This is a genomic window from Allobranchiibius sp. CTAmp26 (assembly GCF_017565405.1).
In the GTDB taxonomy this organism is placed as follows: domain Bacteria; phylum Actinomycetota; class Actinomycetes; order Actinomycetales; family Dermatophilaceae; genus Allobranchiibius.
The window spans coordinates 97,430-110,258 of record NZ_JAGEKR010000024.1 but is presented as its reverse complement, the minus strand read 5'-3'; the positions used below and the strand labels follow the sequence as shown (position 1 = coordinate 110,258).

Below are 12,829 nucleotides of genomic sequence, written 5' to 3'. Positions count from 1 at the left end.
CTCACTGGCCGAACCGGGGTCCTCGATCCGCGCCCAACGCGCCGTACGGCGTGGTATTTTTTCGCGCCGCAGGACGCGGCGGAGTCGGTTCGCCACGGGTCTGACACATCGGCCAGGGCGCGCCCTGGGGGAACGGTCGACTGTGATGCAGCGGATTCTGGGTGTCCTGTTCGTGGTGGTGGCGATGGTCGCCACCTTGACGGGGGTCGACCCTGCGGTGGCCCGCGCAGCGCCTCCGCGAACAGCCGCGACCGGCGTACCCACCGAGCCCGACTACACACCGCTGTCCCCAGCGCGGCTGCTGGACAGCCGTGACGGGCAGGGGGTCGCCAGGGGTCCGGTGCGTGCGGCGTCGACGACGTCGGTGCAGGTTCTGGGCCGTGGCGGCGTGCCGTCCGCAGGGGTATCGGCGGTGGTGTTGAACGTGACGGTCGCCGAACCCACCCGAAGCGGGTTCGCGACCTTATGGCCGGCGGCCGCACCGCGGCCGACGACGTCCAACGTCAACTTCGTGACGCACGAGACCGTCGCCAACCAGGTCATCGTGAAGGTGGGTGCCGGCGGGATCGTGGACCTCTTCTCCTCCGCCGGTACGCAACTGTTCGTGGACGTCAGCGGCTACTACCCGACCGGCGCGGCGTACGACCCGCTGCAGCCTTCCCGACTGCTCGACACGCGCCACGCCTCGTCCCATCCGAGTGGCGATTCGACAACGCAGGTCACCGTGACCGGTCGTGGAGGGGTTCCGGCGACGGGCGTGGGCGCGGTCGTCCTCAACGTCACGGCTATTCCCCGTGCGAGTGCCGGTTGGTTGACGCTCTTCCCCGCCGGTGTCACCCGTCCACCCACGTCGGTCGTGGACTACGTCCCGGGGCAGACCACCGCCGGAATGGGCATCGTCAAGGTGGGTGCCACGGGTGCGGTCGACATCTACTCCGCTTCGGCGGTCGACCTGCTTGTGGACGTCGTGGGCTGGATCCCCACCACGAGCGACTACACGGCGATCACGCCGGTGCGTGTTGCCGACACCAGGGACGGGACCGGCGGGACCAGCGGGAAGGTGTCGGCGGCCACTGCGCTGGACGTGCCGATCGCGGGTCTGCGCGGTGTCCCCATCACGGGGGTGCGCGCCGTCGAAGTCAGTGTCACCGTGACCAGGGCAGCCCATGCGGGGTGGGCGACCGTGTTCGCGGGCGGGGCACCGTCGCCCGGCACCTCGACGCTGAACTTCGGCTCGGCAGCAACGGTCGCGAACTCGGCCACCGTCGCGCTCGGCGCGAATGGTCACCTCGAGGTGGGAGTCTCGACAGCAGCCGATGTGATCGTCGACCTGGTCGGGTACGTCACGACCGGGCCCGTACCGGTCCCTCCTCTGAGCGTCACGACCAGCAGCATGCCGTCCGGTTTCGTCGGGACGCCGTACAACGCGACCTTGACCGCGAGCGGTGGCAAGCCCCCGTACACCTGGGCCGTGTCGGGACTGCCGGCGGGACTCCTGCTGGACAGTCGTTCGGGCACGGTGAGCGGGACGCCGACGGCCAGCGCCTTCGCCACGATCACCGCCAGTGTCACCGACCAGGTCGGTCACAGCATCGGCCGGACCCTGCCGATCGCGGTTCCCGACTCTCACAGTGTGACGAGCTTGGTCCGGACCAACGCGGGGATGTGCGGGATCCTGACGGGTGGAGATGTCCAGTGCTGGGGCGACAACACCTACGGCCAATTGGGCGACGGCGGAACCGAGGCGACCGGGAGTCGACCGGTGCAGGTGGTGGGATTGACCTCCGGGGTGACGGAACTGGCGAATACCGCGGATGGATCCTGTGCTGTGCGTACGGACGGGACCGTGTGGTGCTGGGGCAACAACTGGCTCGGTCAGCTTGGCGATGGTGGCAGCGAGAGGGAGTCGAACCGTCCGGTCCAGGTCACGGGGCTGACCTCGGCGGTGGCGCATCTGGTGCCGGAGACGACCGGGATGTGCGCAGTGCTGAGCGGGGGTGGCGTCATGTGCTGGGGTGACAACGGCGGCGGCGAACTGGGCAACGGTGTCGTCGGCGGATATTCGTCGGTTCCTGTGCCGGTCGAGGGTCTGTCTTCGGGTGTGGTTCAGCTGGCGGGTGGCTTCAGAAGCATGTGTGCGGTCGTAAGTGGTGGCGCCAGGTGTTGGGGCCATAACCGCGAGGGCGAGCTGGGAGATGGCACAGCGGTCGACGAGTCCGGAGTGCCGACTCACGTGGTCGGTATGTCCTCTGGTGTCGTCCAGGTCATCAGCGCGCGTGCCGGCTTCTGCGCGATCCTGGCGGCCGGAGACTTGAAGTGCTGGGGTGATGATTCCGACGGCCAGTTGGGCAACGCGCACACTGGTGGTCACTCGAACGTGCCCGTTCAAGTCGCCGGGCTGACCTCCGGAGTGACCAGTGTGTACGACGGTTTCGACGGGACATGCGCCGTACGGGCGGGTTCGGCCCTCTGCTGGGGAGACAACACCTTCGGGCAGTTGGGGGATGGCCGCAGCGGCGGCCTTTCGAATGTGCCGGTCCAGGTCGTCGGTCTCACCTCGGGGGTGACCCAGATGACGGCTACCACCGCAGCGATCTGCGCGGTACGTGCCGGCCGTGCGTTGTGTTGGGGCGACAACACCTACAAGGCGCTGGGGGACGGGGGGACCGAAGTGCAGGCGAGCTCTCCGCGGCAGGTTTCGGGTCTGACGTCCGGGGTCACCGCATTGGAGCCCGGCTTCGAGGCATTCTGCGCGCTACGCAATCGCGGGGTCTCGTGCTGGGGTGACCGCACTCTCGGCGAGTTGGGTGATGGAACGGAGGGTGGCCAGGCCGCCGTCCCGGTCCAAGTAGGCGGCCTGACCGGCTAGGGGCGGCCCAAGGTTTGGACATGCACGGTGGGTCACATGTGACCCGCCGTGCATGTCCGAAACTCACTTCTGCCGGACGGGCTGCTGCAGCTCTGTCACCCAGTCCTGCTGGTCTTGCGACTCCGCCCGCACGTAGAGCTCGCGGCTGGCACCGGCGTACTCGTAGCCGTTGTCGACGAGCCAGCGGTGCAGTGCCTGCCAGGACTCCCTGATGCGGTCCATCGGGCCGAGATGGACCCCGCAGACCGCGTTCGCGGACGGCAGGTCCACGGCCTCCAGTCCGGTCGGCGGAGTGCCCTCGTGGGCGTATCCGACGACCACGTCCATCCCGTCCTCCGCCTCGGCGTAGGTCGCCATCGGGGTGGCCAGGCTGGCGCCGGCGGACTGCAGCGCGGACTGCACACGGACGAACATGGGCTCCACGTGCTGACCTATTTCGGCCGGATCGACGGTGGCGCTGACGGCGGCGAGCCGTACGGCGGGCACCTGTTTGACGACGTAATCAGTAGGCATGTCGTGCTCCTTCTCGATCATCCGGAGTCGCGACTCGACCGCCGCCAGCCGGATGCCGGCAGCGCGCATCTCGTCCTCGAGCTCGCTGCGCCGCAACCGGAGCATCCCGTTGAGCTCCTGCACGCCGATCCGGTCCGCCAGGACGTGGCCGACCTGTTCCAGCGTGAGGCCGAGATCCTTCAGCGCCACGATGCGATTGAGAACGGACAGCTGCTCGGGGGAGTAGGAGCGGTAGCTGCTGGACGCGTCGACGCTGGCGGGCGTGAGCAGCCCGATCGCGTCGTAGTGGCGCAGCATCCGCACCGACACCTGCCCGAGTCGAGCGAAGTCTCCGATCAACATGACACCGTTCTCCCGCCTGACACCGTGTGAGGGTCAACAGCCCGTTCTGGGCTTTCGAACGTGGATCAGAACGAGCCCCGGTTTCCCGTTCGGGGCATCCGGGCCCCGACCCAGCGTTCGCCACCCCGTTCGCCGATACAACTGTCGCGCAGGGGAATCGATGTCCGTGGTCTGTAACCAGGCGGTGTCGGACGTCGCTGCGTCCACGAGCGCTTCGAGGAGTCGCCGACCCGCACCCATCCCACTGGCGGCAGGAAGAACAGCGAGGAGATTCACGGCGAACGACTCCGCGATCTGCTGCGCTGCATCCTCGCCGAGTCGCTGCCGCAGCTGGGTCGACCACGGGTCGGTCGCCTCGCTCCAGTGCCAGTCGTGGCCGTAGGCGAATCCGACCGGACCGTCCTCGTCTCCCGCGATCGCCATAGTCACACCTGGTTCGGTGCGAGCCCGGGCATACAGACCCGCATACATCGCCGCGACGGACGCCGGCTCGGACAACGGAGCTTGTGCGGAGGCGGCGGCATAGATCTGCTCGACCGTGTCCGCGGGCAACATCCGATTAGGCGACCGAAACTCGTACGTCGACCTGCCCGATGGAGTTCGAGCAGTCGTCGGTCGTCATGGGGACAGGGTAGGAAGGAATGTGGCTCCTCGGCATAGCGCGGAGTCGCCCACCCGCCCCAGATTTGGACATGCAGGGCGGGGCATGGATGACTCGCGGTGCATGTCCAAAAGTTACGGCCGCTCGACGGAGCGCGGCGTCCACACCTGTCCGCCCAGGGTCACGCGGGTGGAGGACGCCCCGATGATCACCAGGCACTTCATGTCGACGGTGTCGGGGTCGAACGCGCCCAGCGTGGTCACGACGGCCGACTCCTGAGCCCGGCCCACGTCGCGCGCGATAACGACCACGGTGTCGGCCGACTTCACGTCGAGCAGCGCCGCGCGTGCGGCGTGCAGCTGGTCGGGTCGGGACCGCGAGCGGGGGTTGTAGAGCGCGATCACGAGGTCGGCGGCGGCCGCCGCGCGGAGACGCTCCTCCAGCATCGACCACGGCTTCAGACGGTCCGAGAGACTGATCACCGCGAAGTCCGCGCCGAGCGGAGCGCCGACGAGCGCCGCGGCGGCCTGGGCCGCGGTGAGCCCGGGGACGACGTGCACCGGCACCTCGGCGTACGCCGCGCCGGCCGTCTCCGCCGCTTCGAATACAGCGGCGGCCATGCCGAAAACCCCTGCGTCGCCACCGGATACGACAGCAACGTCGTCACCCGCAGCCGCCAGGTCCAACGCGTCGCGCGCCCGGTCGACCTCGACCGTGTTGCCGCTCGCATGCCGGGTGAGTCCGACGCGCTGGGGCACCCGCTCGACGTACGGCGCGTACCCCACGACGTGGTCGACCTCGGCCAGGATCGCAGTCGCCTCCGGGGTGAGCCAACGGTCCGGCCCTGGACCGAGGCCGACGACGTGCACGGTGCCGGTGATCGACGCACGAACCGGCTGCACCGGCTCCACGGACGCGCGTCCTGCGGCGTCCGCCCGACGGTCCTGACCCGGCACGATGACGATCGACATATAGGGGACGGTCGCCGGGTCGACGTCTGTCGCGGGCAGCACGCGTTGGCCGTCGCGGGTGGCGCGCTCGACGTAGACGGCGCGGTCGAGCAGGCCGGCCTGTCGCAGTGCCTCGCGCACGTTGGCGAAGGTGCGACCCAGCTTCATCACGACGGCGGCGTCGGTGTCGGCGAGGCGGCGCGCGAGCTCGGCGACGGGGAGTGTGCCGGACAGAACCGTGAGCACGTCCTCGTGTCGGGCCAGGGCGTGCGCGGCGACGGCGGTCGCGCCAGAGACCGCGGTCACTCCGGGGACGACCTCTGTGGGGAAGCTGTCGGCGAGGCGGTCGTGCAGGTACATGAACGACCCGTAGAACATCGGATCGCCTTCTGCCAGAACGACGACCGTGCGACCGGCCTCGAGGTGCGCGCGCAACCGCGCTGCGCACTCGTCGTAGAACTCCGCGAGCCAGCCGTGATAGCCGGCAGGGTGCTCGACCGCACCGGTCGTCACGGGGTAGCGCAGCTCCTCCTCATGCACGCCCACCGGGATCAGGTCGGCGGCGATGGCCCGTGCGATCGAGGACTTGCCGGTGCCCGCGTGATAGGCGATGACGTCGGCGGACTCGATCAGCCGAGCCGCCTTCAGCGTGATCAGGTCGGGATCGCCGGGGCCGAGCCCCACGCCGTACAGGTGCCCGATGTCGTTGCTGCTCATGCCAGTTCGGACTCCGTGGCAAGTGCGTTCACGGCGGCCGATGCCATCGCGGACCCGCCGCGGTGACCGTGCACGGTGATCCAGGGGATCTGCCCGCCATCGGGGAGCACGTGCTCGGCCAGGGCGACCTTGGACTCGGCCGAGCCGATGAACCCGACCGGCATTCCGACGATCGCCGCCGGCCGCGGTCCGCCGTCCATCACGACCTCCAGCAGGTGGAAGAGGGCCGTGGGGGCGTTGCCGATCGCGACGACCGCCCCGTCGAGGCGCTCGTCCCAGAGGGAGACCGCAGCGGCAGCGCGGGTGGTGCGCCACTGCTTCGCGAGGTTGGGCACACGGGCGTCCCGCAGCGTGCAGACGACGTCGTTGTGCGCCGGCATCCGGCGCGCGGTGACACCGGAGGCGAGCATCACCGAATCGGTGAACACCGTTGCGCCTGCTTGCAATGCGTGCCGGGTTGCGGTGACGACGTCGTGTGAGGCGGCGACCGCGGGTACGATTTCGACGTCACCGCAGGCGTGCACGATCCGGGTGACGACCACCCTTAGGTCAGGGGCGACGGCGGATAGGTCGGCCTGCTCGCGGACCATCCCGAACGAGCGCCGGTAGATCTCGGCGCCGTCGGCCACGTAGTCGTAGCGACGGGTGGGAGGGCGCGGGTCGGCATTCATCGATGGTCTCCAGAGGCGGCAACGACCTGGTGTACGTCGGTCGGTGCGACGAGGGTGAGGTGGTCGGATGACGGCTCGCCGCAACGGCGTTCGCACCCGACGACGTGGATACGCGGGCCGGCCCCGGTCATCTGTGCGGTCGCGGCGGTGGCGAGGTCGAGGGTGTGGGTCTGGGTGCGGGCGCAGTACGGCGCACCCACGCAGGCGGTGATCCGCGACCACGGGGAGGTGGAGGTGGTGACCAGGCCGGCGTCCTGCAGTCGGCCCGGGTCCGCGGCGGCTCCGGGCACGACGAACGACTTCCACGGAGTGAGCACCACCTCGTCGGCGAGCTCGCCGAGCGCGTCGAGGTGAGCGGGGCGCAGCATCCCCAGGGGTACGCCGACCACCAGGTCGGCGCCTGCCGGACCGGGCTCGAGCGGCCCGGGAAGGCGCGCGCCGTACGGCAGCATGCCCTCGAAGACCGGGGAGTCGGTGGGGAGGTCGCGGACGTTCCAGACGTCGTCGCCGGCGCGGTGGTCGAGGAAGAGGTGTGCGCGGCGGATGAGCTCGGCGACCGCATCCGCGGGGTGGACCTGGGCCGCGAAACCGCCCGCGAGGAGAACGCCCTCGTGGTCCTCGAGTGCCTGGTAGGCCAGGTCCCATCCCTCGGTGAGGACGGAACCGGACTCGTCGCTGACGGCGAAGAGGAACCGCCCCGGCAATTCCGAAAGAGCGGGATCGCTGGTGATCGCTGCGTCGACTGCTTCGACGAGAGGGCGCAGGGATACGGCCAGCGGCGCGGCGAGGATGTTACGGACCCGCTCGTGGGAGGCGCTGGGCAGCAGTCCGGTGGCCTCGATCCGCTCGATCAGCTCCTCGGTCAGGGGGTCGGGGAGAGCGCGCAGCTGCAGGTTGCCGCGGCTGGTCAGCTGCAGCACCGGTGCGCCGTACTCCGCGGCGATTCCCACGAGGTCGGCGAGCACGTCGACACCAATCAGGCCCCCGGGTACGCGCAGCCGCACGAGGGCGCCGTCGCCCGCGACGAACGGGCGCAGCACACCCGGGCAGCGGTCTCCGCCGTCGGGGCGGGCTCGGGAAGTCACCGGGCGAGCCTAAGTGGGATGGACTGTTCCGCCGCCATCTGCCTGCCCGGGCGGCGTGGGCGTCACGGCAGGCTCAAATGCGGCCCTGCAACCCTCGACCCCGTGCAGGGAGATGTCCGTACGCGGGGCCACTTCCCACGCTTCCCGGGTGAGCCGCCACCGCTGCAGGAGTGCCGGTTCTCCCCTCCGGGTGTCCCAGGTCGTGCCGTTCGGTGAGTACCCGAGGCCTCTCGACACGGCGTTCGAGGCGTCGTTGTCCACGAAGGCATCGCTGCTCACTTCCCTGGCGTCCAGACCCGCGAAGGCCAGGTGGAGCGCGGCAGCACGCATCTCTCCGCCCAGGCCGCGGCCGCGCACGTCGCCGGCGAGCCAGGAGAACGTGACGACCGTCCCGAAGCGATCGAAACGGTCTCCGATGACGTCCTGCATGCCGACGGCGCGCTCATCGACCACGACCGCCAGACACAGCCGCCAGAAATCGGTGCCGACCGTGCCGCGTGCACGCCACACACCGCGCAGCCATTTGTCCACCCGCCGTGCCTGGTCGTCGTCGTAGAGGGACATGGGGTCGTCGTACGGAGCCGGGTGGGCCATCGCTTGACCGTCTCGTACGAGCGGGGCAAGTTCGCTGAGCAGCTCGTCCGTGGCGCCGCGCAACTTGAGTCGGGGCGTCGAAACCCGCACATTCAGCAGCGCGTAGGGATGGGTCACCTTCGGAGGCTATCGACGCAGACTTGTCCGGGCACCCCGATATCGCCGGGTATCCCGACAGCGAGCACGTGGTCGCGATGACGACGATTCAGCCGTGCTGGACGGACGCCGCGGGCATACTCCGGAGATGGGGTGGACGTGGCTTGCGCTGGGTGGAGCGGTCGCGCTCTCGCTGGCATTGGCGTCGTGCGGCCCCGACGAGGCGCGCTACTGCACCGCGATGGGCGCGGACCCGGGTGTGAGCGTGTCGTACACCGGCTTTCCGAACGGGACCGTCCTGACCGCGCAGGTGTGCGTAGCCGCGGTCTGCCGATCGAGTCAGCCGCTGAGACTCGGATCGGGCACGACGGCGTTCGTGGTGACCGGCGAGCTGCGGACGACCGCTGCCCAGCCGATCCAGGTCACGGTGCGTGACGCCGCGCACCGAGTCGTCGCGCAGAACGACGCCCTCATTGTGCGCCCCGAACGCGTCCAGCCCAACGGACCGGACTGTGATCCGACGGTCTACGACGCGGCCGTCACCGTCTCGCCGGGGCACGTCGTCGCGGGTGGGTAGGCTGCGGGCGGTACACGCTCGCGGAACCCGGTGCGAATCCGGGACGGTCCCGCCACTGTGAACCGGGTGATCGCCCGGTGAGTCAGGTACGCGGGCGCGCACCGCCGCCCCGGAACGGGTGCGGCCCTTAGCACGAACTGCCAGCTCGGGGCGCGGACCCCGGCCAAGGAGACTGATGCCTCGCGTCGCCCTCTTGTCCACCTCGGACACCGACCTCCTGAGTGCCCGGGCCAGCGGCGCCGACTACCTCTTCGCCAACCCGGCCCGCTCCGCGCACACCGAGATGGGCGCCGCGATCGCGGGCGCCGACGTGATCGTCGCCCGGATCCTCGGTGGCCCGCAAGACCTGTGCAGCGGCTTCCGCCGGTTCGCCGAGACCGACGTGCCGATGGTGGTCCTGGGCGGCGAGCAGACCCCGAACGCCGCGCTGATGGAGTGCTCGCGGCACGTGCGGGCAGGGATCGTGGCCGAGGCGCACCGCTACCTCGCGCAGGGCGGCCCCGCCAACCTCGCCAACCTGCACGCGTTCCTGTCCGACACCCTCCTGCTGAGCGGTGAGGGCTTCGAACCGCCGCTGGAGCTGCCCGTCTGGGGAGTGCTCGACCGCGCTGAGCCCGTCTCGCTCGACCGCGTACGACCACGCGTCGGGGTGCTCTTCTACCGGGCTCAGCAGGCCGCCGGGAACGTCGCGCACATCCACGCGCTCTGCGACGCGATCGACGCCGCCGGCGGCATCGGCGTACCGATCTTCGCCACTTCCCTGCGGGACGCACCTCAGGACCTGCTGGACCACCTCGCCACCCTCGACACTCTCGTCACCACCGTCCTCGCGGCGGGCGGCACCCGCCCGGCCGGCGCGCAGGCGGGCGGTGAGGACGAGACCTGGGACGTGCAGGCGCTCGCCGCGCTCGACATCCCGATCATCCAGGGGCTCGCGCTGACCTGGAGCCGCGCCGACTGGGCCGCCTCGGACGAGGGCATGTCGCCGCTGGATGTCGCCACGCAGGTCGCGGTGCCCGAGTTCGACGGGCGGTTGATCACCGTGCCGTTCTCGTTCAAGGAGGTCGACGCCGACGGCCTGCCGCACTACGTCGCCGACCCCGAGCGCTGCGACCGGGTCGCCGGGATTGCCGTCAACCACGGCCGCCTGCGCCACACCCCCGTCGGCGAGCGCAAGATCGCGCTGGTCCTCTCGGCGTACCCCACCAAGCACTCCCGCATCGGCAACGCGGTCGGCCTGGACACCCCCGTCTCCACGATCCGGCTGCTGCGTGAGATGCGCGCGGCCGGCTACGACCTCGGCCCACGCGGCGCGATCCCCGGGCTGGACGACGTAGAGCCCATCGAGGGAGAGGCGCTGGACACCACTGCCGGCAACGCCCTCGTGCACGCGCTGATCGCGGCCGGCGGGCAGGACCCCGACTGGCTCACCCAGGAGCAGATCGAGGGCGCGCTCGTGCGGATCCCCGCGAGCCGGTACGCCGAGTGGTTCGGCCGGGTGCCCACCGACCTGCAGGAGGCGATGAAGCAGCACTGGGGCCCCGCACCCGGCACCCTCTACGTGGACAAGACCACCGATCCCGACGGTGAGATCTTCTCTGCCGCAATGGTGTCCGGCAACCTTGTCATCCTGGTCCAACCGCCGCGCGGCTTCGGTGAGAACCCGATCGCGATCTACCACGACCCCGACCTGCCGCCCACCCACCACTACCTCGCGACGTACCGCTGGATCGAGGAGGAGTTCGGCGCGCACGCCGTCGTGCACGTCGGCAAGCACGGCAACCTGGAGTGGCTGTCGGGCAAGAACCTCGCGATGTCGCCCTCCTGCGGCACCGACGCGGCGCTGGGCAACCTGCCGCTGATCTACCCGTTCCTGGTCAACGACCCCGGCGAGGGCACCCAGGCCAAGCGCCGCGCGCACGCCACGATCGTCGACCACCTGATCCCGCCGATGGCCCGCGCCGAGGCGTACGGCGACATCGAGCGCCTGGAGCAACTCCTCGACGACTACGGCAACGCCTCGGTGATGGACCCTCCCAAGGCCGCCGCGCTGCGGGGGGAGATCTGGACGCTGATCCAGGCCGCCAAACTCGACCAGGACCTGCAGCTGACCAACCGCCCGGACGACGAGTCGTTCGACGACTTCGTCATGCACATCGACGGCTGGCTCTGCGAGATCAAGGACGTGCAGATCCGCGACGGGCTGCACGTACTCGGCGAGGCGCCGTCCGGTGAGGGCCTCATCAACCTGGTGCTGGCGGTGCTGCGCGCGAGCCAGGTCTTCGGCGGCCGCGACAACGGCGTGCCGGGGCTACGCGCCTCGCTCGGCCTCGTCGAGGGAGCGTCGTCCGGTGAGACCGACCGCGTCGAAGCCCTCGCGCACGAGCTCGTACGCCGGCTCGCGGACTCCTCATGGGACGCCGGCTCGGTCGACGCGATCGTGAACGACGTGGTGGGAGAATCGAATCCGGGCGCTTCCGCCTCGTTGGAGTTCGCCTGCCGGGAGGTGGTGCCGCGTCTGGCGGAGACCACCCGCGAGTTGCCGATGGTGCTGCATGCCCTCGACGGCGGCTACGTGCCGGCCGGTCCGTCCGGGTCGCCGCTGCGCGGTCTGGTCAACGTGCTGCCGACCGGCCGCAACTTCTACTCCGTCGACCCCAAGGCGATCCCCTCACGCCTCGCGTACGGCACCGGCGCGGCCATGGCCGACTCCCTCCTGGCGCGCTATCAGGAGGAGAGCGGGGAGTACCCGGAGTCGGTGGGGCTCTCGGTGTGGGGCACGTCCGCGATGCGCACCTCGGGCGACGACATCGGCGAGGTGCTGGCGCTGCTCGGTGTGCTGCCCGTGTGGGACGAGGCGTCCCGCCGGGTGGTCGGCCTCGAGCCGCTGTCGCTGGCCGAGCTCGGCCGCCCGCGCATCGATGTCACGGTGCGCATCTCCGGCTTCTTCCGGGACGCGTTCCCGCATGTCATCAGCATGCTGGACGACGCGGTGCAGCTCGTCGCGGGTCTGGACGAGCCGGTCGAGTCCAACTTCGTGCGCAAGCACGCGCTCGCCGACATCGAGGCGCATGGTGACGAACGCCGTTCGCGCACCAGGATCTTCGGCTCCAAGCCCGGCGCGTACGGCGCGGGCATCCTGCAGCTGGTGGAGTCCGGCACCTGGCGCGACGACGCCGACCTCGCCGAGGTCTACACGCAGTGGGGCGGCTTCGCCTACGGCCGCGGGCTCGACGGGGTGCCCGCGCGCGACGACATGGAGCGCAACTACCGGCGCATCCAGGTCGCCGCGAAGAACATCGACAACCGCGAGTCGGACATCCTCGACTCCGACGACTACTTCCAGTACCACGGCGGCATGGTCGCGGTGGTGCGCTCGCTGACCGGCTCGGAACCGAAGGCGTACGTGGGGGATTCGACGTCACCCGACTCGGTGCGCACCCGCACGTTGCAGGAGGAGACCAACCGCATCTTCCGTGCGCGGGTGGTCAACCCGCGGTGGATCAGCGCGATGCAGCGGCACGGCTACAAGGGCGCGTTCGAACTCGCGGCGACGGTGGACTACCTCTTCGGGTTCGACGTGACCGCCGGGGTCGTGCAGGACTGGATGTACGAGACCCTCGCCCAGGAGTACGTGCTCGACAAGACCAACCGCGACTTCATGCAGCACGCCAACCCCTGGGCGCTGCGCGGCATCGTGGAGAAGCTCGGCGAAGCCGCGGACCGGGGTCTGTGGGAGTCGCCCGACCCGGAGCTGGTCGCGGCCATGCAGCAGGTCTACCTCGACGTGGAGGGGCAACTCGAGGAATGACCG

At 70.1% G+C, this 12,829-nt stretch carries 9 protein-coding genes and 1 riboswitch; of the genes, 3 read left to right on the top strand and 6 right to left on the bottom strand.

Translation table 11 applies throughout. From position 1 onward, the window contains the following. Positions 1-145: 145 nt before the first annotated feature. Entirely contained in the window at positions 146-2,869 is a 2,724-nt protein-coding gene (locus tag J4030_RS16725) for a putative Ig domain-containing protein (protein ID WP_208050374.1), read from the top strand. A 63-nt stretch (positions 2,870-2,932) separates the two neighbouring features. Here the strand turns inward: J4030_RS16725 and J4030_RS16720 are convergent, their stop codons facing one another. The 6 genes from J4030_RS16720 to J4030_RS16695 all read right to left on the bottom strand — a co-directional run bounded on the left by J4030_RS16720 (position 2,933) and on the right by J4030_RS16695 (position 8,459). Then, a complete protein-coding gene (locus J4030_RS16720; RefSeq protein ID WP_208050373.1) occupies positions 2,933-3,724 on the bottom strand; it encodes a MerR family transcriptional regulator in 792 nt (263 codons plus the stop codon). Between the two features lie 33 nt (positions 3,725-3,757). Next, positions 3,758-4,279, bottom strand: coding sequence for a GNAT family N-acetyltransferase (locus J4030_RS16715; protein ID WP_208050372.1), 522 nt, complete (start codon positions 4,277-4,279; stop codon positions 3,758-3,760). A 180-nt stretch (positions 4,280-4,459) separates the two neighbouring features. Beyond that, positions 4,460-5,992, bottom strand: a complete 1,533-nt coding sequence (locus tag J4030_RS16710; protein WP_208050371.1) for a precorrin-2 C(20)-methyltransferase — start codon at positions 5,990-5,992, stop codon at positions 4,460-4,462. Then, positions 5,989-6,663, bottom strand: coding sequence for a precorrin-8X methylmutase (locus J4030_RS16705; RefSeq protein WP_208050370.1), 675 nt, complete (start codon positions 6,661-6,663; stop codon positions 5,989-5,991). The genes J4030_RS16710 and J4030_RS16705 overlap by 4 nt, the downstream gene beginning before the upstream one ends. Further along, positions 6,660-7,748, bottom strand: a complete 1,089-nt coding sequence (locus J4030_RS16700) for a cobalamin biosynthesis protein CobG (RefSeq protein WP_208050369.1) — start codon at positions 7,746-7,748, stop codon at positions 6,660-6,662. The genes J4030_RS16705 and J4030_RS16700 overlap by 4 nt, the downstream gene beginning before the upstream one ends. Positions 7,749-7,757: 9 nt before the next feature. Further along, a complete protein-coding gene (locus tag J4030_RS16695; RefSeq protein WP_208050368.1) occupies positions 7,758-8,459 on the bottom strand; it encodes a GNAT family N-acetyltransferase in 702 nt (233 codons plus the stop codon). 94 nt (positions 8,460-8,553) lie between these two features. Between J4030_RS16695 and J4030_RS16690 the strand changes: the two genes are divergently transcribed. Both J4030_RS16690 and cobN read left to right on the top strand, forming a co-directional pair. Beyond that, positions 8,554-9,015, top strand: coding sequence for a hypothetical protein (locus tag J4030_RS16690; protein ID WP_208050367.1), 462 nt, complete (start codon positions 8,554-8,556; stop codon positions 9,013-9,015). A 22-nt stretch (positions 9,016-9,037) separates the two neighbouring features. After that, positions 9,038-9,105, top strand: a riboswitch (cobalamin riboswitch). 85 nt (positions 9,106-9,190) lie between these two features. Then, the gene (gene cobN, locus J4030_RS16685) at positions 9,191-12,826 is read left to right on the top strand and encodes a cobaltochelatase subunit CobN (RefSeq protein ID WP_208050366.1); all 3,636 of its coding nucleotides are present in this window, start codon (positions 9,191-9,193) and stop codon (positions 12,824-12,826) included. The last annotated feature ends 3 nt before the right edge of the window (positions 12,827-12,829 follow it).